Genomic DNA, 21680 nt, shown 5'->3' on the forward strand with positions numbered 1-21680 from the left:
AAGCGTGGGTCTCGTGCGATTGAACAATACAAATTGCTAAACCAGGAGGCCCACCATGCGTAACGCAATGACGATCGTGGCTGTGTTGCTCGTCTGCAGCACTGCTGCTGCTGCTCAGGAAGCTCGGTTTCGAGATCTGTTTGAACTCGAGACGATGCATGTTCCGCAAGTGGAGAGCTTCGCCGCAGCGGTCGATGTCGCTGCGATCGTAGCTCACGACAATCCTATCAAACCAAGCGCGGTGGAGCTTTCGGCCTGGCTCAACTCGATCAACCAGCAGGGGATCGGTGACGAGCTGCCAGAGTGGATCGACCCGACTCGGCATCTGGTGACCGTGAGGCTCGTGGTCGAACTGCCGGAGCACGGAGTGTACGACGGTAGTTTGCTCGACTGCCAGGTGCAGCCGCTTGATGGCCGCTCGCCCATCGGTTTGCTGGTTCCCCAGAGCCCACTCACCACCCGCGGGGAAACCCTCGCGTTGGTCGAGGGGACCGTCGCCGAGGGGGGCGCGATCGCCAACGGCGCGCAAATGAAGCAGGGGTATCTACCAAACATGTGCATGAATGACGCTGGCCGAAAATGGCTGACGTTCCGTTTGAAAGAGTACCACGGCTGGGGAACGAGCGCTGCCACGGTCACACAAGCGGTGGAGCGATTGCAAAGCGATTTACAAGCCCAATACGACGACCTTGGATCGGTCGATCACCCAGTACGAGCCATCGGACTGCAACGCATTCAGCTCTGCGTGCCGAAATCGTACGAGCAAGACGTGATCAAGTTTGCCTATGAAGTAGGCGAGATGCATCTAGTCTCTGAAGAGGAGGAACCTTCCGCACCCCCACGTCCCCTTACTCCTTCGCTGCAAGCACGAGCGGAGTTTGAAGCTTCGTACAAAAAGCGAATCGAGTCGGGGCTCAGCTACATTGCTGGAGTGAAGGTCGAGGTGAGTGCCCAGGGCGCTATGAGCGGCCCAGAAGAGTATCAGCCGAAGGAGTTGCACGCGTCGATTGCGATTCCGCGAGACTACGTTCGCGAGATTGCCCTCTTAAGAACCGAGAACGATAAGCTTACTGCCGAACAAGAAGAGTCCGCTGCCAAGGAGGTAAAGCTTGGCATCGAACGGTTCGTTACGAACCTTCTTCCGCGACTCTCGCTCGGCGAAGATGAGTACCGCCAGGTGGAAGTGACGGTTTACGATACGACTCCCAAGGTGAGTCAGTGGAGTATGCCGAACGCAGTGAAATCACCCGCTCGCTACCGTTAGCCCCCACGCGACCACGTCGATCGACTGGGCAAAGTGCACCAGAGGTTGCGTGTCGTGCGGTTGGAGCCTCAACGGGGCGAGCATCGAGTTGGCTGAGATCTCGGCCTCAGCGGTCTGTAGTGGCCACGGACCGTGGTGGATTTCGCCACGGTACAATTCGCCGCGCGGCGAATGGCTGTAAAGGCAGTATCGCTCGGCCAGCCAGTGCTCGAGCGAACCAGGCGTCGCCTGGAACACTGGGCCTGTCGGTCGGTAGCGAGCCGAGAACTCGGCCGCTGGCTGCTCGCGCCGGCGACTATGGTACACCACCGTATCGTCTTGGTGAGTGACCTCGAAGCTCGCCAGGTAGTACGGCAGGTGGAACCACCACCGCGCGCCCCACACCGCGAGCCGACTGGCCGCGTCGAGACTAAAGAACCACACGCCCGGCTTGCCGAGGTGTTTTACATACGTACGAACATTGATTTCAGGAAAGGACGAAGCAGTTGGCAAGCCAGGCATCCCCCGCCGGCGGATACGCATGGCAAACGGCACTACGCCGATCCAGGCAGTCTGGTCGAACGTGTCGAGTTCGAGGGCTGCCGGAATCAACGGACGCAACGCCGCCGGTTCGATCGGCCAGTGCACGAACGCCAGATCGTACCAACGTTGTTGCCAGGTCCAGGCCGACTGAGGGCAAGGCCAGGAGCGATGCGAAACATCTTGAAGGTCAGGAACTCGCATCGACCGTGCTCCAGATTCCTACGTTGTTTACTTCTGCCGACCGCAATGGGGACAAAACGTGTAATCGCCTTTCAGGCGGGTGCCGCAGTACGGGCAGAAGCCTCCCTCGGGGGGCACGAAGCCCGCTTCGTCGGGCGACGCCTGTGGGGCATCGGTGTACTGGTGGTCGGCAAACGACTCGACCGGCGGTTGCCGCAACTGCTCGTAGGGATCGTCTTCGGTATGGATGATCTCCATATCGGCGATTCCCTTTTCGCTGGTCGCATTCACTAAATTGAACACAATGCCACAGATCGCAAAGCAAATGAACACAATGCCGAACAGGGCGAACGGCCAAGGGGCGCCCATGTTCACTGCAGCAGCGGTCCAGATAAAACCGAACGCGACGACAAACACGCCGACGATCGCCCCCATGCACGATGGCACCGGACCTTGGCGAACACGATATCGAGACTTTCTACGCAACGGAGCATTCCCTCAAAACGAAACTACTACCGCCCAAACTACTTCAAGCAGTCGGGCTTGGCAAATCGAGAGGGTATTCGCTCGCGAGCGGCGAATCTTGCCTTGCTGCTCTTCAAGCCGCGCGGCGACAGCGAGCCACGAACGCGGCGTAGTCTTCCGGCGTGTCGATGCCGCTGCTGGAGTGTTCGGTGACACCCACAATAATCGAGTGCCCCGCTTGCAGAACGCGAATCTGTTCGAGTTTCTCCGCCTGTTCAATGCGGCTCGGCGGGAGCTTCGCCAAGTTGAGCAGGAAGTCGCGGCGGTAGGCGTAAATGCCGAGATGCAAATAGTACAGCGGCGGTTCGGACTTGATGTCGAACTCCGCAGTATCGCGGACGAACGGAATCGCGCTGCGACTGAAGTACATCGCCCGGCCGGCGTCGTCGAACACCACCTTCACGCACGCGGGGTCGGTAAGCTGAGCAGGGTCGCGAATCGGGGTGGCCAGCGTTGCCATCGGAGCGTCGGGGTTCGCGTGCAGCAGTTCAATCACCTGGTCGACCGCCGAGGCGGCCATCTCGGGTTCGTCCCCTTGCAAGTTCACCAGAATGTCGGCATCGGGCAACGCGGCGGCGGCTTCGGCCACGCGGTCGGTGCCGCTGGCGCACTGAGGGCTGGTGATCAGCGCATCGCCGTGCGAACGCTCAATCACTTCGGCGATCAGCGGGCTGTCGGTGGCTACCACCACCCCATCGGGCAACCGGGCACCACAAGCGGCAGCGTAGGTATGTTCGATAAGTGTCATCCCCGTTTCGGCCAGCAGCATTTTGCGAGGCAGACGGGTCGAGCCCAAGCGAGCTGGGATTACAACGTAGCTTCGGGGAGCAAGATAAGAAGTGTTCATAACAAGTTTTGGTAACAGATTTAACGAATCTTGCATAGATCGATTTATCAGTTGAATGCTGGCAGGAATTGCTACTGCTAGCATGGCGGTTATCGCCGATTGAGACTACATACGCGTGTGCCCGACTTCGACGTTGGAGCAATTTGGCGAGACGCGTAGAATTGAAAATTAGCTGTTTAACCTCTTCGGCTTGGAGTTGCTCGAAACATGTGTGGAATCGTCGGATACATCGGACCCAACGAAGCAACGGATTTTCTGCTGGAGGGGCTGCGTCGACTCGAGTACCGCGGCTACGACAGCAGCGGCGTCGCCACCATTCATAACGGCGATCTCGCGGTCACCAAAACCGCTGGCCGCATCGACGATCTCGCCCGCACGCTTAAGCAGTATCCAGCGCCCGGCACCATCGGGCTGGGGCACACCCGCTGGGCCACCCATGGGCCGGCGACCGACGAAAACGCCCACCCGCACATCGGCGGCCGGCGAGTGCTAGCACTTGTGCATAACGGAGTGATTGAGAATTTCCGGGTGTTGAAGCAGAAGCTCACCCAACTAGGCTACACGTTCTCGACCAGCACCGACACCGAAGTGATTGCCCAGCTGCTCGATTACGAACTCCAACAGTGCCAGGCGGCCGCCCGCGACGAGGAGCAAATCACCGAGCCCTACGCGATGCTGGTTGAGGCCATGCAGGCGACACTCAGCCAGCTGCGGGGCACCTACGGGCTGGCGGTAGTGTTCCGCGACTGGCCCGACGTGCTTCTCGCCGCACGCCTTGGCAGTCCATTGGTCATCGGCATCGGCGACGGCGAGCACTTCATCGCCAGCGATCAGTCTCCACTGGTGGGGCGGGCCGACAAGATCGTGTTCCTGGCCGACCATGAGCTGGCGGTGGTAACCGCCAAGAGCATTCGGGTGGTGAATCGCGACGCCGGCGACGTCCACCACACGGTGAAGATGCTGGAGGTCGACGAGTCGCAGGTCGAGCTCGATGGCTTCGCTCACTACATGCTCAAAGAGATCTACGAGCAGCCCGAGACCATTCGCAACGCGATGCGAGGACGCTTGAATCGCGACTCCGCGACCGCGGTGTTCGGCGGCCTGAACCTGACCGCCCAGCAGCTGCGCACGATCGACCGCATCGTGCTTACCGCTTGCGGAACGAGTTGGCACGCCGGACTGGTTGGCGAGTACATGCTCGAAGCGTTCGCCCGCTTGCCGGTGGAAGTGGAATACGCCAGCGAGCTGCGGTATCGCAATCCACCGCTGTCGTCCAACACGCTGCTGTTCGCCATTACCCAGAGCGGCGAGACCATCGACACCCTGGCTGCCATGCGCGAAGTGATGCGCAAAGGGCACCCCGTACTCTCCATCTGCAACGTGGTTGGTAGCACCATTGCCCGCGAGTCGGACGGAGGGGTCTACCTGCACGCGGGCCCCGAGATCGGCGTCGCCAGCACCAAGGCGTTTACCTCGCAGTGCGTGGTGCTCGCCCTCCTGGCGTTGTACTTCGGCCGGTTGCATCACCTGAGCTACGAAGCTGGGTTGCGGGTGATCGACGAGCTTGAGGCCCTGCCCGACCAGGTGGAGCAGGCCTTGGAGACCAATAGCGACATCCGGCGGATCGCGGGCAAGTACTCCCGCTGCAACAACTTCCTGTACCTGGGCCGACAGTACAATTTCCCGGCCGCCCTCGAAGGGGCGCTGAAGCTGAAGGAAATCAGCTACATCCACGCCGAGGGATACCCGGCCGCCGAGATGAAGCATGGCCCGATCGCCCTGGTCGACGAGAACACGCCGAGCGTGTTTGTGGTGCCCCGCGGCGGTGTGTACGAAAAAGTGCTGGCCAACATGGAAGAGATCAAAGCCCGCGGCGGCCCGGTGATCGCCATCGTAAACCGCGGCGACGAGGAAGCGGCCGAAATTGCCGACGACGTGGTGCATGTGCCGGTCGTGGCCGACTTCCTGCAGCCGATTGTCACCTCGATTCCGCTGCAGCTCCTGGCTTACCACATCGCGGTGCTGCGGGGCTGCGACGTTGATAAGCCGCGGAATCTGGCCAAGAGCGTGACAGTAGAGTAGCATTGGCTTTTCCTCCCTTTCCGATTCAGTGAGCCGGTCGCGCTAGCATCGGTTGCCTCGGCGTGCGTACCGAGGCTTGCGCCAGCGGCTCGCGAATCTTCTTGCTTTCCCAGGAGAAACGACCATGAAAGTAGCCACGATTTCCACCAACAAAGGCGATATCCGCCTGGAACTGTTCGCCGACAAGGCCCCCAAGACCGTTGCCAACTTCGAAAAGCTGGCTAGCGAGGGCTTTTACGATGGGCTGAAGTTCCATCGCGTGATTGAAGATTTCATGATCCAGACCGGCTGCCCCAATGGCACCGGCACCGGCGGCCCCGGCTACACCTTCGAGGACGAGTTCCACCCCGAACTCAAGCACAGCGGCCCTGGCGTGCTGTCGATGGCCAATGCGGGTCCTAACACGAATGGCTCGCAGTTCTTCATCACCCACGTGAAGACCGACTGGCTCGATGGCAAGCACTCGGTGTTCGGCCAAGTGATCGGCGACTCGCAGGACGTGGTCGATAGCATCCAGCAGGGCGACGTGATGGAAAAAGTTTCGGTCACCGAAGAGTAAAATCGGTTACCTCGCCCCCTACGAATACGGACCCTGCATCATGCCGGACAAATTTGATCCCTATCGCGAACGTTTAGTCGTGGAATCGGACACCTGTTGGGGAGCCGACCTGCCAAGTGTGGACGCCGAGCAGCAACAACGCGTGTCGTTGCAGTTGCACGAGGACCCCAGTCAGGCGAGTCAGCTCGATTACGTGCGAACGCACACCGGTTTCTGCCGACGAATCACCGTGACTCCAGCGGATCTCGAACGACTCGGCGTGCAGGGGTAGCTTGCCGTATTTTTCAGCCTTCGCGCGGTGCCTCGCCCTGCCCAACAACGGGCAGGGCGAGTCCGCCCGCGACCCTTTAACTCCCTTACTCGTGCCATGGCCTCCTCTCAAACCATTCGCGTCAATCTGGCGGAACGCAGCTACGACATCCTCATCGGCAGCGGCACGCTCGACGTGTTTCCGCAGTTCATGGCCGATCGCAATTCGTCGACACACGTGGTGATCATCACCGATTCGAACGTTGACGACCTGTACGCCGATGCGCTCGGCGACTCGCTCACCGAGCAAGGTTACGAAGTGCAGATGATGGTGGTCGACGCGGGCGAGGAGAGCAAAAGCGCCGACGCGGCCATCGATCTGTGGGAAACTATGCTCGCTGAAGGAGCCGATCGCGGGAGCGTGGTCGCGGCCGTCGGCGGGGGAGTGGTGGGCGACCTCGCCGGGTTTGTGGCTGCCACGTTCGCTCGCGGGTTGGCCTTCGTGCAGGTGCCAACCACGTTGCTTGCGCAGGTCGATAGCTCGGTGGGTGGCAAAGTGGGAATTAACCTGTCGGAAGCCAAGAACATGGTCGGCGCGTTCTGGCAGCCGATGGGGGTGCTGGTCGACGTGAACGTGCTCGGCACGTTGCCGGCCAAAGAGTTTGCCGCCGGTATGGCCGAAGTCGTGAAGTACGGCGTGATCATGGACCTCGACTTCTTTGAGTACCTCGAGCAGAACGTCGATGGTATCAACGCCCGCGATCCTGAAGTCATGCAGAAGGTGGTCGAGCGGTGCTGCCAGCTCAAGGCCGAGGTCGTCGAAGCCGACGAACGCGAGGAGTCGGGCCGCCGAGCGATTCTGAACTACGGGCATACCTTCGCCCATGCGTTTGAAGCCGCCACCGAGTATGGCCAGCTTCTGCACGGCGAAGCGGTATCTATGGGCATGGTCTGTGAGTCGCGGTTGGCTGAACGCATCGGCTTGATCGACGCGGCCGCCACCGAGCGGCAAGTAAAGCTGCTCGAAGCGCTGTCGCTCCCGATCACTCCACCGGAGCTGGACCCGGAAGAAGTGTACCGGCTGATGTGGCACGATAAGAAAGTGGCCGACGGTAAGATCAACTTCGTGCTGCCGACCAAAATCGGCGAGACCACGCTGACTTCCGACGTGAAATCGCGCGATGTCCTTGCTGTTCTTGAGGGATAACCCGCACCTTTAAAGTGTATCTCGTGACTGGTGTTTATAAAAATACCGAGAATTCTGAGACTCCGGTTGTGAAAGCCGCATGTTTCAGGGTTTTTGTCAAGTATCCTTAGATTCTTCTGCGCATACCCGTAGCACACTTCGACTTTATAGACTATAAAAGAAGTGTCAGGGGGGCGTTTGTTCGGTGTATTGTCAGCACCGAAGTGTCAGTGCAAACGCCAATGTCAGGTGAATTTGGTGAATTACATTCCTCGTCTTGCGGCTATTGTTGCGCGAAACGAATCCGAGGCCGCATTCGCAGAGTCCACGGTAACTTCGTTTGGACTCAATGTTTCGCGTTTTGATTCCACAACATCCTTAACCAACCAACTGCAGAGTCAAGCAGCTTCGGGCGAAGCGGCTAGCACTCCGGACATCGTCATTCTGGCGGGATCTGCTTCGGATCTCGACCGCGAAGGCGTCGACCAGCTTGCTAGTATCGTGCCCGTGGTGGTTACTACGTCGGCAGCTACGGTGCCCGACGCAGTCGACCTGATGAAGCAAGGTGCCAAGGATGTGGTTGTGTTGCCGTGTTCGCGCGACGAACTATGGCAACGCGTGAGCGAAACCCTTAAGGCTTGCGATGCCGAAGCTGCGTGTAAAGCGCTGCAGGCGGAGCTGCGTGCCCGCATGGACTCGCTCACGGCCGCCGAGAACGACGTGGTAGATGCCATGCTCGACGGGTTGGCCAACAAGCAAATCGCCCAACGTTTGGGCATAGGTTTGCGAACCGTGGAATTGCGTCGTTCGAAAATCATGCGAAAGATGCAAGCTCGTAGCGTTGCTGAACTGGTGAAGTTTATCTGCATGTCGGGTAAGCTCCGCCCCAGCGCGTTTGCGACGGTGTCTGAAGCAGAAGCTAGTACGTGTGGCGGGAGTGTCGCCCCGTAGTGGTGGCATCGCCTAACACAGGCAATTAGCATAGAAGGACGACCTGTCCAGTGGGGGTGGGCCGTCCTTCTTTTTTTGCTGCCCGAGCTTTGTTCATGGATTGCCTGTCGCCCGAACTGCTTGCCGAAGTGCGATTGTCGCTCGTCAAAGACGTGGGGCCACGCACCTACTGCAATCTGATAGCTGCGTTCGGCTCGGCCGAAGCAGCCCTGTCGGCTAGCACCAGCGACCTGCAACGCGTCGACGGTATCGGGCCAAAGGTGGCGAAGCGCATCGCCGAAGCCCCGCCGGCCGATCAAGTAGAGACCGAGCTTCGTATCGCCGCGCGATATGGCATCCGCGTGGTGGCTCGCAGCGACGACGCCTATCCCAAGCCGCTTCTCGAGATCGCCGATCCGCCGCCGCTGCTCTACGTTCGCGGAACGCTCGAGCCAAAGGATACCCTGGCGGTGGCCATGGTCGGCACGCGTCATGTGACCAGCTATGGCACTCAACAAGCGCAGCAGTTGGCTGCCGCCCTGGCGCGGGCTGGGGTGACCGTCGTGAGTGGATTGGCCAGGGGAGTGGATGCGGCCGCTCATCGCGGGGCCCTCGAAGCGGGTGGTCGTACGATTGCTGTGATCGCAGGTGGGTTGTTGCAGGTGACTCCGGCCGAGAACCTGAAGCTCGCCGAACAGGTGGTTGAGCAAGGTTGTTTGTTGAGCGAAGCGCCGCCGCGGCGGCCGCCGGTCGCTGGATCGTTTCCGCAACGCAATCGGCTGGTCAGCGGATTGTCGCTCGGAGTCGTGGTGGTCGAGGCCGACGATCGCTCCGGCGCACTCATCACTGCGCGACATGCAGCCGAACAGGGGCGCGACGTGTTCGCCGTGCCTGGTCCGCTTACGAGTCGTCAGTCGCGTGGGTGTCATCGGTTGATTCAGGAAGGGGCCAAACTGGTTACGTGTGTCGACGATATCCTCAGCGAGTTGTCGCATACGGCGGTGCCGGTGCCGCTCGACGATGGCGGGCAGCTGCGACACGTCGCTGAGTTGGAGCTCAACGACGTCGAGCGAACCGTGTTGAATGCGATTGCCACTTCGTCGACACAGGTAGACGACGTGGTCGTGACAACTCAGTTGCCAGTGCATCGTGTGCTGGCAACCATCAGCGTGCTCGAAATGCGGAAGCTCATCCGCCGAGTCAGCGGCACGCAGGTCATGCGCGTCTAGAACGCTGCTGACGTTACCATTCCAGTCGGTTGTTTGCGAATCGTGTGAAACCGTCCGATACGTGGGAAAACACTAGCGTTAGGCGCTGCGTGCGACCCAGGTCCAGTGCCGATCGCTGGTCGCTTGCACCGTGTCGGTTGCAAAGCCGCGATCGTTCACCATCGCCCGCACTTCCTCGACTGTCAGGGCTGCTCGCAGCGAGTCGGCGAACATCTTGCGGGCGTGCTCCGCTTCGTTTCCGGCGTAGGTGTCGACCAAGTGTTGCCACTGGTCTTCGTGCTGCGGACGGAACAAGTCGCGGACGAAGAACAGTCCCCCGGGACGTAACAGCTCGATCGCGCGATCGAACATCACCTCGGGCGAAGGAAGATGGTGCGCCAGGCTGTTGCTCATGACCACGTCGTACTGACCAGCGTGCACCCCCTTGGCGTCGGACATCACCAACTCGATGGCTCCGCCGAGTCCAGCCGACTCGACGTTTCGCTGGGCAGCGTGCAGCATGTGCTCGGCCGCGTCGATTGCAGTGACCCGAAACTGCTCATTGCGCTGGCAGAGTTCAATCGGAATCAGTGAGGTACCAGTGCCGAGGTCCACTACCGAGGTGACAGCCGAAACGTCTCCTAGCACCGCGAGCAAGTCGTCGACAAACCGACGATTCACTTCGGAGTGATCCATTTGATCGTAGTCGCGAGCCTCTTCCGGCGTGTCCATCAATTCGGGTTCAAGCTCTCGTTGCAGCATCAAGGATCATCCAGCGAAGAAAAGGGGCCAATCGGAGGGAGAAGTACGGTTGCAACACCATCGCCTTGGGTGGGCAAATTGTTGCGAGATCCCCCGTTGATGTAAACCGTACCAGGAGAAAAAGCACATGTCATGTGTAGCACAAGCAGCCGATATTCGCCTACTTCGCCGACACCTGATTCTACGGAGTACATCTATAAAAGTATAGTTCATTAATTCGCTTTCAGGTGGCGGTATGTTCGAATGTACACTTTGTTTTCGTCGGTTTTTTTGTCGGGTTTCACACTGGAATTCCAAGCGTTCATTGTCGATCTGGCGGTCCATGATCCCTTGGCTTTGTTTGGCTTTCATGAAACCGAATCGCGGTGCCCTAGCGGGGCGGCACAACCGCTTGCGGGAAAAGGCGTTCCAGCCACTAAGTTGTAGCAATGGACCCGAAGTAGCGATCCTTCAATCGCAGGATCGGTCGCTCGATCAGATAGAACGATATGCTCGCGAGCACGTAAGCCAGCAACGTACAGGTGGCAAATTTGAGCCAACTATGATCGGTTGGGAGTCGCGACTTTAAGAAGTTCCAAATTGGCCAGTGATACAAGTAAAGTCCGTAGGAGATCTTCCCGGTGAACACCAGTAGTCGTAACTGAAAAAGGGTTACCAGTCGTGTGCGAGCGTAGGTTACACAGTGCCAGACGACAATCGTCGAGAGTACTGCAACCAGTGAATATCCCCACCGAATTGTGAATGGACTTCGCGGAGTAAAGTAGACCGGCAACACTAGAATCGCCATTACCGCTACGGGAGCGAGCCAGCGGATCGCTCGATTCGCCGTTGCGAATCTCTCGAGTCCTCCCACGGCCAAGAGTGCGAGCGCCGAGCCAAATAGTAATCCGTCGCAATGCGTATCGAGCCCATGGTAAATCCGTAGCGAATCGTACTCGCACAAGTTTCGATAGACACCGACAAAGATACCCAAGGTAAACAGCAATGCGGTCTGCTTGGCGAGCGAGATTCCTGTGCGACGCAAGCCGAGCAACGCGATTGGCCAGAGCAGGTAGAACTGCTCTTCGATGGCCAGGCTCCAGGTATGCACTAGGTATCGCGATTCACCAAAACTTAGCCCGTCCACCCAGTTCATCGTGTAAGTGACCGCCCACACAGCTTCCCACAAAAAGTGCGAAGTCAGTTCTCCCGAGATCCATTTCAAAGCAACTAATCCAGTTGTGGTAATCCACAACGCGGGAAGCAACCGCAGGAACCGACGAGCGTAGAAGCGGCCGATAGCAATCCGTTGAGTTCCAATCAGTTCGCGGATCAGGATGGAAGTGATCAGAAACCCACTGAGTACAAAGAATACATCTACCCCAAAAGCTCCCGAAGCGTAGAGCGGCGACATGTGTGCCAGCAGCACCACTAGCACGGCAGTGCCGCGCAATCCGTCGAGTGCTGCGATGTGTTGAAAATGGTACGAGTTGGTCATCAATTTGATAATGGGTTTGGTGTCCAAAATTCACTGGAATTAGACTTGGTTTGCCGAACAGTGCCTATGCCAACTAAGGCCGCAGGTTTCGCATCCTTGAACCGGTGGTGCTCCCCGCATTACACTTCTTCTGGCGGGAGGTGGGCCATTCGCGTGCGACATAGCGATCCCATCGGGACAGAAAACCAACATGACAATCTCTCAACGCATTGCCGCGGCAGTGGTGGCGGCTAGCTGCTGCCTGGCGTCCTCTCCCTGGGCGATGGCCGAGCCGTTCGCGGATTGGGTGATCCTCGACGCGGCGGTCCTCACCATGGACCACGAATTGCCGAATGCCGAAGCGGTGGCCGTGCGGGGCGATCGGATTCAAGCGGTCGGTACCACCGAAGCGATCCGCCCGCTCATCGGACCCGACACCAAAGTGCTGCAGTTGCGTGGCAAAGCGGTAGTGCCAGGCTTCGACGACGCCCATCTTCATCCGACTCCGTTGTTCGACGAACTCTCGCCGCTTGGCACGGTGCCGTGTGGTCCGGACGACGTGGACGACATCGACTCGCTCGTCGCCCGCCTGAAAGCCAAGGTGGCCGTGACTCCCGACGGGCAGTGGGTCCGTGGTGCTCGCTACGAAGATACCAAGCTCGGCCGGCATCCTACTCGTAAGGACCTCGACCGGGTGAGCACTACCCATCCGGTCTATGTAAGTCACTCCAGCGGGCATGTTGCTGCGGTCAACTCGTTTGCTTTGGCCCTGGCCGATGTCGACGCCGACACGCCCGACCCTGCGGGAGGAGCGTTCGATCGCGACGCGTCGGGCCAGCCGAACGGAGTGCTTCGCGAAGCGGCCAAGAGCATTGTGCTCGATGCGGGACCCAAGCGTCCGTCGCCGAGCGATGCCGAGTGGGTCGAAGGCATGCTTCGCCGATTCGACGAGTACTCGGCCAACGGCCTCACCAGCATTCAGCACGCCGGCACCAGCTTCAGCACGTTTCGTAAGTACGCGCTGGTGCAAGCCGAGTCGCAACAGATGCGAATCTACGTGATGCTTCGCTACGGCGAACTCACCGATCTGGAGCGCATGGTCGACGATCACGGCCGCGGCGATCAATGGCTCAAGGTGGGAGCCATCAAGATGTTCCACGGCAACTCGCTCTCGGGACAAACCTGTTGGTTGTACGAACCGTATGCCAACCGGCCCGACTACTATGGCATTCCTCCCGCCAGGTCGCAGGCCGCGCTGAATCATCGCGTGCTCGAAATCCACAAGGCTGGCATGCAAGCCTGCATACACGCGAACGGCGATCGCGAGATCGACATGGTGCTCGACGCTTACCAGGCCGCCTTGGCCAGTGATCCGCGGAGGAATCATCGACATCGTATCGAGCACGCCAGCGTGACCAGTCGTTCGATCTTGCGGCGCGCCCAGCGACTCGGCGTGGTGCTCGCTCCCCACTCGTACATCTACGAGCATGGCGACAAGATGGAAGCCTATGGTCCCGAACGCTGGCCGTGGATGCATCCCAACGGATCGGCCATGCGCATGGGCATCCCCGTAGCCGGCACCAGCGACTCGCCGGTGAGCGCGGCCATTCCGCTGCGGCGTATCCAAAGCATGGTCACCCGCACCAGCAAGGAGGGCAAAGTCTACGGACCCGAGCAACGGGTGACCGTCGAGCAAGCGATCCACGCCTGGACGATGGGTAGCGCGTACGCATCGTTCGACGAGCGACACAAAGGCTCGCTCACTCCCGGCAAGCTGGCCGACCTCGTGGTGCTGTCGGACGATCCTCGCACGGTCGACCCAATGACCATCCAAGACTTGAAGGTCGAATTGACCGCTGTCGGAGGTCGCGTGGTCTACCAAAGCGAGGCGATTCCTGACGAACTCGAAAAGCTCACCAATGATAAACCGAAAGTTGCCAAAGGTCAGAAGCTCCTCGGCAAACTCGAACATGGTCCCGCGCGCGAGAACTCGGGCATCGTTCGCAGTCGCCAGCGAGACGATGTGTTCTGGATGGTGAACGACTCGGGCGATCAACCTGCCATCTACGCAGTGCGCGACGATGGCACCACGTATCGCAAGGTCGATCCGAAGAAGAATCCCGGCACCCACGTTCAAAAGGCGAAGAACAAAGACTGGGAGGATATCGCGGTGATGCCCGATGGCACGCTCATCGTGGCCGACGTCGGCAATAACAGCAACGCCCGGCGGGACTTGGTGCTGTACTTTGTTGCCGAGCCGGAGCCCGATGCAGCCAAGGCGAAGTTGTTGAAAACAGTGCATTTTGGTTATCCCGACCAGTCCATGTATCCCCCGCCGCGAAGCGATTTCAACTTCGACTGCGAAGCGGTCTTCACGTTGGGCGAATCGGTTTATCTGCTAAGCAAGAACCGAAGCAACACCGAGACTAAGGTCTATCGACTTTCCGACCTGGATAGTAAGGCGTATCACCTGCTCGAGCTGGTCGACCACGCCAACCTCCACGGGCAGGTGGTTGCTGCCGATGCGCTGCCCGACGGTTCGCGGGTGGTGGTTGCAACTTACAAAGCACTCTGGTTGTTCGACGTGCAGGACGCAGATCACCCGCTGGCTCACCCCATCGGCCGATTGCCGTACCGTGGGCAGCAGGTCGAAGCGGTCTGTTTCGACGGACCCAAACGAGTACTGTTCACCGACGAAGCGACTTCGCTGATGTACGAAGCAGCCATCAGCGACTTCGAACCCTACGCACCATAGTCGCAGGAACCGTAGCCGCTGGATTCCTCCAGCGAATAGATTCCCAATGTTCCCACCGATGGGAAAATTGAATCTGCCCGCACACTATAAAACCAGTGCTTTTCGGCTCCGAATAGATTCCCATTTCCCAAAACGCATCGGATGGGAATCTATTTTCACGCAGCATGCTTGTCACAAGTCGTTGCAGGGTCTTAAGTTACATCAACACCTCCTTGATAGTTGCCCAAAATAGATTCCCACCAATGGGAAACTATTTTGGGTTGGGAGTTGGAAGTTGGGAGTTGGATGTAGAAATGTCATCTTGAGGGAGCTTCCGGCGACCGAAAGATCTAGCCTACTGCTTGCAGCCTAAAGCCCACAGCTTTGACAACCGCGCAGCAACGAACCGCCACGCAACCGAACATTCGCCTGCGTGTCGCTAGTTCTTCGAGTCCAAATCAAGCATCACATCTCCATCACCTCCAATCACTAAGAAGCCAACAGCCGAGAGCTGACAGCCATACAGCACCTATTCATTAGAACACCATGGGTGGCCAATTTCCAGCGAAAAGTACAACAATCCCTAAAGGGATCCGGCGCCCAGCGAAGCGTTGTGCGCCGGCGATTTCCGCGAGCCCAAAGCACTGCTCTGGCATACCGACTCTAAATTATCGGTGGCCAAAACTCCTCATAGCACCTCAACCTGCCACCCTCGATATCCAGCCGTGGATCAGGCCGGTTTGGTAGAACTGCACGGCGCTCTCGAAGCCCGCTGATTGAATGAGTGCAGCGACCTGATTGGGCGGGACGATCGCCACGTCGTTGGCGTACGCTTGTTGCATGCGGTCGCGCATTTCGTCGGTCAGTTCGGCGTCGGCCATCATCTTCATCCAGGCGTTGAGCAGCACCTGATAGTCATGCGACGACGTATCGCACGACAGGTCGGAGCTGGCCAGTCGCCCGCCGGGTGTGAGCCGCGTGGCGATTTCGCCGAAGAACTGAGTGCGGGCAGCAGGGTCGAGAATGAACTGCGAAACTAAGAAACAGGTCGCCGCATCGTACTGGGGTGTCTTGGGAAGCGAGTCGAGAAAGCCATGGTGATACGTCGAGCGGTCGGCGAACCCTTGCTGCTGCATGCGGGCGCGGCAGACCTCGAGCATTTGGCCCGAGGGTTCGACCGCGGTGAATTGCCAGCGAGGGTGCCGGCTCGCCAGGTGGGCCATCTCGGCTCCGGTGCCGACTCCCACGCAGAGCACCTTTGCGTCGTCCGGCAGGTCGGCGAACTGCGACTCGAGCAAATAAAGCAGTGCTTCGCGAAGCGGGGCCATCTTGGCCCATTGCTGATCGTAGTTCGCAGCCTGCTGGTCGAATAGTTCGGTGAGTTTCGCTTGATCCATCGTTGTCCAGGTGCTCCATCAATTAATCAGTCCCCGAGCGTTTTGCCTTGGGCAAGCTAAGCAATGATCTCGCGGATGGGGTTCACGTGTTCGACGCCGACCAGCTTTTGGTCGAGGCCGTTGTAAAAGTAGCTCAGGTGGTTGGGGTCGAGGCCCATCTGTTGGAGCACGGTCGCGTGTAGCTCCTTGACTTCGGTGGGGCGCTCGACCGCGCGGCTGCCGATTTCGTCGGTGCTGCCAACCGTGACACCCCCTTTGATGCCGCCGCCGGCCATCCACATGGTGAAGCCAAAACTGTTGTGATCGCGGCCGGTCCCCTTGGCGTACTCGGCAGTGGGTTGGCGGCCGAACTCGCCGCCCCACACCACGAGCGTTTCGTCGAACAGCCCACGTTGCTTAAGATCGGCTAGCAGCGCGGCAATCGGCTGATCGGTCTCCCCGGCGTGCTTGCCGTGGTTGGCCACCAGGTCGCCGTGGGCGTCCCAATTGGCGTCGTTGTGAGCGCCGCCGGAGTAGATTTGAATGAACCGCACCCCGCGTTCGACCATTCGCCGCGCGAGCAAGCATTGCGAGCCAAAGTGATGCGTCGGCTCCTGTCCCACACCATACATGGCGAGGGTCGCAGCCGACTCCTGCTGGAAGTCGACTGCTTCCGGCGCGGAGGTTTGCATCTTGTACGCGAGTTCGTAGCTGGCGATCCGGGCGGCCAGTTCCGTGTTATCGATACGCGTCGCTTGATGGCGGGCGTTGAGTTCAGCCAGCGTATCAAGCGTGTCGCGCTGCATCTCGGGCGTGATGCCGTGGGGGCGGGTGAGGTTTAGCACCGGGGCCCCTTGATGCTTGAACGTGGTGCCTTGGTACGTGGCCGGCATGTAGCCGCTCGACCAGTTCTTCGCGCCCGAGATCGGCCCGCCGCTGGGGTCGAGCATCACCACGAAGCCAGGCAGGTTCTCGTTGACCGAGCCGAGTCCGTAGTTCACCCAGGAGCCGAGTGCGGGGCTGCCGGAGATGAGCTTGCCGGAGTTCATCATGAGCATCGCCGAGCCATGGATCGGCGAGTCGGCGACCATCGAGTTGAGGAACGCAATGTCGTCGACATGCTGGGCGAGGTGGGGAAACAGGTCGCTCACCCACTTGCCCGACTGGCCGTATTGCTTGAACTTCCACCGCGGTTCGACGATGCGGCCCTCGTTCTTCTTACCGCCGCGGCCGAAAGTTTTGACCTGGATGGTTTTGTTATCCATGCCGACCATCGACGGTTTGTAGTCGAACGTATCAATGTGGCTTGGCCCGCCGTACATGAACAGAAAGATCACGCTCTTCGCCTTGCCAGTGCTGGTCGGCGGCTTGGCGGCCAGCGGATTGCCAGCCGAAGCCAGTTCGGACGCAGCGGCGGCCCGGGGGGCGAAGAAACCCTCGGCTCCCAGCATGCCAGCCAGGGCGGTCGCCCCGAAGCCGGCGCCGGTTTGCCACAGGAACTCTCGGCGCGTGCGGTTGCAAAAATTGCGGGTGCTCATCGAATGGCTTTCGAAGGTTCGCGGTTAGTCCAAATATACAAACTCGTTCAGGTTCATCACCATCAAGCAGTACTGCCGCAGGGCTTCGTCGTGGTCGAGGCCATGCTTGGTGCGGAACGTGTCGATCAGCGCCAGCCCGGCGGTCACCGAGGGCTCGTCGGCCGGCCGCCCAAGGGTGAGTGTCAGTGCATGCGTTACTTGGTCGTCGAGCTGCTCGCCCGCTTCGCTCTTCACCCGCTTGGCCAGGTACTTGGCCTGCCGCTGCATGAACTCGCTATGCAGCAAGCTGAGCGCCTGAGCGGCCTGCGTGGTATTGAAGCGTGCTTCGCAACTGAATTCGGTTTCGGGGAAATCGAACAGCGATAGCTCCGGCACAATCAAGCTGCGTTTGATGTGCAAGTAGATGCTTCGCCGCGCGGCGTCGTGCTCGCTCGAGGTGTACCAGTCTTTGCCAGGCTGGCTTTGCGTCGCGAGTACTTCCTGGGAGAGCTTGGGGTAAACGCTCGGGCCGTAGAGCTTGGTGTTCAGCTGCCCGGAGACTTGCAGGATGGTGTCGCGAATCTCCTCGGCGGTGAGCCGTCGCATGTCGAATCGCCAGAGCAGATCGTTCGCCGGGTCGGTGGCCAACCCTTCCGGCGTGGCGGTGCTCGTCATGCGGTACGTGTTGGAGGTGAGTATCAGCCGATGCAGCGGTTTGAGATGCCAGTCGTGCTGCACCAGGTACGCAGTGAGCCAGTCGAGCAGTTCGGGGTGCGTAGGGGGAGTGCCGAGTTGGCCGAAGTTGCTTGCGCTCCGCACGATGCCGCGGCCAAAGTGATGCTGCCAGACACGGTTGGTGATCACCCGCCCGGTAAGCATGTTGTCGTCGCTGGCGATCCAGTCGGCGAGCACCCGCCGGCGGCCGCTCGAGCGAGCCCCCTCGCCCATCGCGGGAATCTGCGGCAGATCGTCGCCGAACAGCGTAGGAAACCGCGGCTCGACCTCATCGCCAGGCACGTGAGGATTGCCCCGCAGCATGATGTGCGTTGGCTCCAGCTCGGTATGGCAGACCGCCAGCGATAGCACGTACTCCGGTTGGTTCGAGTCGTCGGCCAGCTGCCGGGCGAGTTCAGTCGCTTGCTTACTGAGCTGACTGTAGGTTGCGAAGTCGCTGGCGTCGAGATTCTCCTGCAGGTGCTCGTCGAGTACTTCCTGGCGATGCTCGGTTTCGCTGCGACGTTGCTCCGGCGCGGGGAGTTTGCTGATGGCGAGCTGCTCGAGTTCGTACTGCGAGGTTTTGATTTCGGCGATTTGGTTTTCGATCTGCTTGCGACGCTCGGCCTGCTCGGGACCCGAGCAGTCGTGCAGGCTGTAGATCTTGGGATCGGCCCGCCGTGGCGCGTACGGCGTAACATCGGCAAAGAACGACAGCATGCTGTAGTAATCGGCCTGCGGAATGGGATCGATCTTGTGATCATGGCACCGCGCGCAGCCCACGGTCAGGCCGAGGAAGCCCTGGGCGGTGGTCGACACGATATTGTCCATGTCGTCGTAGCGAGACTGCAGCGGATCGGCCGGTTCGTCGTCCCAGGTTCCCAGGCGATAGTAGCCAGTGGCGGTCATCGTTTCGGTGGTCACCTGATCGAGTTCATCGCCGGCGATTTGTTCGCGAACAAATTGGTCGTACGGCTTGTCCTCGTTCAGAGAGCGAATGACGTAGTCGCGATACTTCCAAACATACGGCTTGGTTGCGTCGCGTTCGAAGCTATTGCTCTCCGCGTAGCGAACCACGTCCAACCAGTGACGGGCCCACTTCTCGCCATACTTTGGTGAAGCGAGTAGTTGGTCGACCAGGTGCTCGTACGCGTCGGGGCGATCGTCGGCCATGAACGCGTCGATCTCGTCCTGCGTTGGTGGCAACCCGGTGATGTCGTAGTACACACGCCGCACGAGCGTTCGTTTGCTGGCCGGCGGGGAAGGCTCGAGCCCAGCGGCTTCGAGCTTGGCCAGCACAAACGCATCGATCGGATTCGCGACCCACGACGTTTGCTTGACCTCAGGCACCGGTTGTGCTTCGGGGGGAAGGAAGGCCCAGTGCTTTTCGTACTCGGCACCTTCGGCCACCCACTGACGCAGCAGGGCGATTTCGTCGGGCGTGAGCGGCTCGCCTTCGGGTGGCATCCGTTCGAACTCGTCGGTGCTGGCAATCCGGCGTACTAGCTCGCTTTCGTCCGGCTCGCCCGGCACGATGGCCGCCATGCCCGAATCGGTCTCCGCTCGCGAAGCATCCTGCTCGTGCAGGGCCAGGCTCGACTCGGCGTCGTCGGGGCCATGGCAGGCAAAGCAACGTGCGGCCAATAGCGGTTGCACCTGGCGGGCGTAGCTTACCGGCTCGGCGGCCGACAGGTCGCCAGCGGTTGCTAGCAGGAGCACAGGCAACCAAATCGCGCGTTGCCATCGGAATGCGAACAGCATGCGGCCTCCAGGCGGGGGATTGGGCGAGGGCAGGGGGAGAGTGGGTCGTCGGAGTGTCGCTGGCTTCGAATTATACCAGACGGGTCAACGAGGGTGGTAATCAAAAATAGGCGAGATTCCCTAGCCTTTCGGCTCGCCTTGGTTTTCGTCACAATAGAGCAATGGCAAAGAATAAAGGTGGTGCGAAGTCTAAAAAAGACGACGCCGATAAAAACGAAAAGCTGATCGCCCAAAACCGCAAAGCGCGGCACGAGTACGAAGTGCTCGACACGCTCGAGTGCGGTATCGTGCTTGTTGGTAGCGAGGTCAAAAGCCTGCGGAATGGCCGCATGAGCATCGACGAGGCGTACGGCCGCGTCGACCGGGGCGAGGTATGGCTCGTCGGTGTCGACATCCAGGAGTACACGTTTGCCAACGTCCAGAACCACGACCCCCGACGCCGCCGCAAGCTGCTGATGCATCGCCGGGAGATCAAAAAGTTCGCCGCCCAGGCGTACGAGAAGAACCTGACGCTGGTACCGCTGAAGATGTACTTCAAACGTGGTCGGGCGAAGGTGCTCATGGGAATTTGCCGTGGTAAGAAGATGTACGATAAACGCGAAACAATGAAAAAACGCGACGTGCAACGCGACCTCGATCGCGCGATGCGAAACCGGCGGAAGTAACACCCACCCCACGCGGGGTGTGGCGATTCGACCGTATCGACCGACAGCGGATGATGCGAAAACGCCACATGCTCGGGCTGCGGTTCTCCCGTTTCTAGGTTTTTGCTGGTCTTCTGGCTCCTTTCTTTAGCGGTGCGTGCGCTCGGCGTTCGCCTAGCTTTTTACGACGCTCGCGCGGTTGCGAGTCGGTGGTCGTGGGGCGTCGTTCGTGCTGGTTGGCACCCTCTTTGCATTTTGCTGATCCCAACCGCAGTCGATGGTCTTGGCGACTGCGGTCTCTATCGGTGGATTGGTATTGGTGGCAAGTGGCCACGTCGTTGGAACCCAGAATCGGAAGGCGAGCACTCCATGCAAACTGTCGCAAAGCTGTCGAAGATGTGGATCGTGGGACTCCTGTTAGTTAGTAGTAACGCAGCCAGCGCGGCGATCACTTACGACGACGAGGTGACTCCTGGCATTATCTTTGGTAGTGGTAACGCGAATGGTGGGTTTACGATCGATCGTGAAAATGGCGTAGAGCTCGGCTTGCGTGGCAAATTGCGTCACAACGCCAGCGGGCTGGCGGAGAACACTTTCAACAGCAACGGCGATGGCACTTATACGTTCCAGGCGATCGTCGCCCCCACGCAGTCGTCGCCAACTGCGGAGTGGTCGTTCGAGTGGTCGATCAATACCGACTTCGACGGCTCCTCAGGATTCACGCTCGACGACCTGACCTTCGAGCTCGCGCTCGACACCGATCCCACTGCGGGCGTTTCGTTTTACTCCTTCGATTTGATTCATGACGAAAGCAGCCCTGGCGTGGTCTACTGGGATCACTCGATGGGCGATAATTTCAGCGATGCTGCTAGCGACTACATCGCAGCCGACGAAGCCAGCTACCTGGCAGCACTCAGCAGCTACAACGTCGCGCAGAACTCCTGGAAGCCCCATTGGTTTATACCGGGCTTCGATCCCGAACTGCTCGGCGAGTACACCTTGTCGCTGTCGGCCTACAACGGGTCGGCCTTGGTCGCGAGCACTTCGATCATGGTCAACACGGTTCCCGAACCAAGCACGCTGGCCCTGTTGGGCCTGAGCGGAATGTTCGGCACCGCGGTCTATCTGCGTTGTCGCTGGGCGTAGAACGCCCGGTCATCGCTC

General features: G+C 59.7%; 18 protein-coding genes. 10 read left to right on the top strand and 8 right to left on the bottom strand.

Annotated elements, in window-relative coordinates:
- The first annotated feature begins 55 nt into the window (after window positions 1-55).
- Window positions 56-1264: a hypothetical protein gene (locus Pan181_RS00970; protein ID WP_145245058.1), complete on the top strand. Its 1209-nt coding sequence runs from the start codon at window positions 56-58 to the stop codon at window positions 1262-1264.
- On the opposite strand, the gene Pan181_RS00975 is transcribed toward Pan181_RS00970, so the two are convergent.
- The 3 genes from Pan181_RS00975 to kdsB form a co-directional block, all read right to left on the bottom strand.
- Window positions 1244-1987, bottom strand: coding sequence for a YqjF family protein (locus tag Pan181_RS00975; RefSeq protein ID WP_145245059.1), 744 nt, complete (start codon window positions 1985-1987; stop codon window positions 1244-1246). The two genes, Pan181_RS00970 and Pan181_RS00975, sit on opposite strands and share 21 nt — an antisense overlap.
- A 27-nt stretch (window positions 1988-2014) precedes the next feature.
- Complete coding sequence (locus tag Pan181_RS00980) at window positions 2015-2452, bottom strand: zinc ribbon domain-containing protein (RefSeq protein ID WP_145245060.1); 438 nt, start codon at window positions 2450-2452, stop codon at window positions 2015-2017.
- Window positions 2453-2564: 112 nt separating this feature from the next.
- Entirely contained in the window at window positions 2565-3338 is a 774-nt protein-coding gene (gene kdsB / locus Pan181_RS00985) for a 3-deoxy-manno-octulosonate cytidylyltransferase (RefSeq protein ID WP_145245061.1), read from the bottom strand.
- A 207-nt stretch (window positions 3339-3545) separates the two neighbouring features.
- Between kdsB and glmS the strand changes: the two genes are divergently transcribed.
- From glmS to dprA, 6 genes are all read left to right on the top strand, one after another.
- Window positions 3546-5420, top strand: a complete 1875-nt coding sequence (gene glmS / locus Pan181_RS00990; RefSeq protein WP_145245062.1) for a glutamine--fructose-6-phosphate transaminase (isomerizing) — start codon at window positions 3546-3548, stop codon at window positions 5418-5420.
- A 124-nt stretch (window positions 5421-5544) separates the two neighbouring features.
- On the top strand, window positions 5545-5979 hold the full coding sequence (locus Pan181_RS00995) for a peptidylprolyl isomerase (protein WP_145245063.1): 435 nt from the start codon (window positions 5545-5547) through the stop codon (window positions 5977-5979).
- Between the two features lie 40 nt (window positions 5980-6019).
- Window positions 6020-6250, top strand: coding sequence for a hypothetical protein (locus Pan181_RS01000; protein WP_145245064.1), 231 nt, complete (start codon window positions 6020-6022; stop codon window positions 6248-6250).
- A gap of 96 nt (window positions 6251-6346) precedes the next feature.
- Window positions 6347-7435 (top strand): 3-dehydroquinate synthase, encoded by a 1089-nt coding sequence (gene aroB / locus Pan181_RS01005; protein WP_145245065.1) that lies wholly within the window; start codon window positions 6347-6349, stop codon window positions 7433-7435.
- Between the two features lie 237 nt (window positions 7436-7672).
- Window positions 7673-8365 carry a response regulator transcription factor gene (locus Pan181_RS01010; RefSeq protein WP_145245066.1) on the top strand — a complete coding sequence of 231 codons (693 nt, stop codon included), beginning with the start codon at window positions 7673-7675 and terminating at the stop codon, window positions 8363-8365.
- A gap of 95 nt (window positions 8366-8460) precedes the next feature.
- Entirely contained in the window at window positions 8461-9573 is a 1113-nt protein-coding gene (gene dprA, locus Pan181_RS01015) for a DNA-processing protein DprA (RefSeq protein ID WP_145245067.1), read from the top strand.
- Between the two features lie 78 nt (window positions 9574-9651).
- Here the strand turns inward: dprA and Pan181_RS01020 are convergent, their stop codons facing one another.
- Entirely contained in the window at window positions 9652-10314 is a 663-nt protein-coding gene (locus tag Pan181_RS01020; protein ID WP_145251916.1) for a class I SAM-dependent methyltransferase, read from the bottom strand.
- 415 nt (window positions 10315-10729) lie between these two features.
- Complete coding sequence (locus Pan181_RS01025) at window positions 10730-11791, bottom strand: acyltransferase family protein (RefSeq protein WP_145245068.1); 1062 nt, start codon at window positions 11789-11791, stop codon at window positions 10730-10732.
- A 190-nt stretch (window positions 11792-11981) separates the two neighbouring features.
- Here Pan181_RS01025 and Pan181_RS01030 point away from each other — a divergent pair, with 190 nt between their 5' ends.
- Window positions 11982-14525: an amidohydrolase gene (locus Pan181_RS01030; RefSeq protein ID WP_145245069.1), complete on the top strand. Its 2544-nt coding sequence runs from the start codon at window positions 11982-11984 to the stop codon at window positions 14523-14525.
- 677 nt (window positions 14526-15202) lie between these two features.
- Here the strand turns inward: Pan181_RS01030 and Pan181_RS01035 are convergent.
- From Pan181_RS01035 to Pan181_RS01045, 3 genes are read right to left on the bottom strand one after another with little or no spacing between them, the layout of a single operon-like run.
- On the bottom strand, window positions 15203-15901 hold the full coding sequence (locus Pan181_RS01035; RefSeq protein ID WP_145245070.1) for a class I SAM-dependent methyltransferase: 699 nt from the start codon (window positions 15899-15901) through the stop codon (window positions 15203-15205).
- Window positions 15902-15957: 56 nt separating this feature from the next.
- Entirely contained in the window at window positions 15958-17418 is a 1461-nt protein-coding gene (locus Pan181_RS01040; RefSeq protein ID WP_145245071.1) for a DUF1501 domain-containing protein, read from the bottom strand.
- A gap of 24 nt (window positions 17419-17442) precedes the next feature.
- Window positions 17443-19872 (bottom strand): PSD1 and planctomycete cytochrome C domain-containing protein, encoded by a 2430-nt coding sequence (locus tag Pan181_RS01045; RefSeq protein WP_145245072.1) that lies wholly within the window; start codon window positions 19870-19872, stop codon window positions 17443-17445.
- Between the two features lie 161 nt (window positions 19873-20033).
- Between Pan181_RS01045 and smpB the strand changes: the two genes are divergently transcribed.
- Both smpB and Pan181_RS01055 read left to right on the top strand, forming a co-directional pair.
- Window positions 20034-20537 carry an SsrA-binding protein SmpB gene (gene smpB, locus Pan181_RS01050; RefSeq protein WP_145245073.1) on the top strand — a complete coding sequence of 168 codons (504 nt, stop codon included), beginning with the start codon at window positions 20034-20036 and terminating at the stop codon, window positions 20535-20537.
- A gap of 348 nt (window positions 20538-20885) precedes the next feature.
- Window positions 20886-21662 (top strand): PEP-CTERM sorting domain-containing protein, encoded by a 777-nt coding sequence (locus Pan181_RS01055; protein WP_145245074.1) that lies wholly within the window; start codon window positions 20886-20888, stop codon window positions 21660-21662.
- Window positions 21663-21680 lie beyond the last annotated feature (18 nt).

Source organism: Aeoliella mucimassa, from assembly GCF_007748035.1.
Taxonomy (GTDB): Bacteria; Planctomycetota; Planctomycetia; order Pirellulales; family Lacipirellulaceae; genus Aeoliella; species Aeoliella mucimassa.

Excerpts from the sequence above, each read along its gene's own strand:
- Pan181_RS00970 (WP_145245058.1), top strand. The coding sequence starts at position 56 with ATGCGTAACGCAATGACGATCGTGGCTGTGTTGCTCGTCTGCAGCACT.
- Pan181_RS00975 (WP_145245059.1), bottom strand. The coding sequence starts at position 1,987 with ATGCGAGTTCCTGACCTTCAAGATGTTTCGCATCGCTCCTGGCCTTGC.
- kdsB (WP_145245061.1), bottom strand. The coding sequence starts at position 3,338 with ATGAACACTTCTTATCTTGCTCCCCGAAGCTACGTTGTAATCCCAGCT.
- glmS (WP_145245062.1), top strand. The coding sequence starts at position 3,546 with ATGTGTGGAATCGTCGGATACATCGGACCCAACGAAGCAACGGATTTT.
- Pan181_RS00995 (WP_145245063.1), top strand. The coding sequence starts at position 5,545 with ATGAAAGTAGCCACGATTTCCACCAACAAAGGCGATATCCGCCTGGAA.
- Pan181_RS01000 (WP_145245064.1), top strand. The coding sequence starts at position 6,020 with ATGCCGGACAAATTTGATCCCTATCGCGAACGTTTAGTCGTGGAATCG.
- aroB (WP_145245065.1), top strand. The coding sequence starts at position 6,347 with ATGGCCTCCTCTCAAACCATTCGCGTCAATCTGGCGGAACGCAGCTAC.
- dprA (WP_145245067.1), top strand. The coding sequence starts at position 8,461 with ATGGATTGCCTGTCGCCCGAACTGCTTGCCGAAGTGCGATTGTCGCTC.
- Pan181_RS01020 (WP_145251916.1), bottom strand. The coding sequence starts at position 10,314 with ATGCTGCAACGAGAGCTTGAACCCGAATTGATGGACACGCCGGAAGAG.
- Pan181_RS01025 (WP_145245068.1), bottom strand. The coding sequence starts at position 11,791 with ATGACCAACTCGTACCATTTTCAACACATCGCAGCACTCGACGGATTG.
- Pan181_RS01030 (WP_145245069.1), top strand. The coding sequence starts at position 11,982 with ATGACAATCTCTCAACGCATTGCCGCGGCAGTGGTGGCGGCTAGCTGC.
- Pan181_RS01035 (WP_145245070.1), bottom strand. The coding sequence starts at position 15,901 with ATGGATCAAGCGAAACTCACCGAACTATTCGACCAGCAGGCTGCGAAC.
- Pan181_RS01040 (WP_145245071.1), bottom strand. The coding sequence starts at position 17,418 with ATGAGCACCCGCAATTTTTGCAACCGCACGCGCCGAGAGTTCCTGTGG.
- Pan181_RS01045 (WP_145245072.1), bottom strand. The coding sequence starts at position 19,872 with ATGCTGTTCGCATTCCGATGGCAACGCGCGATTTGGTTGCCTGTGCTC.
- smpB (WP_145245073.1), top strand. The coding sequence starts at position 20,034 with ATGGCAAAGAATAAAGGTGGTGCGAAGTCTAAAAAAGACGACGCCGAT.
- Pan181_RS01055 (WP_145245074.1), top strand. The coding sequence starts at position 20,886 with ATGCAAACTGTCGCAAAGCTGTCGAAGATGTGGATCGTGGGACTCCTG.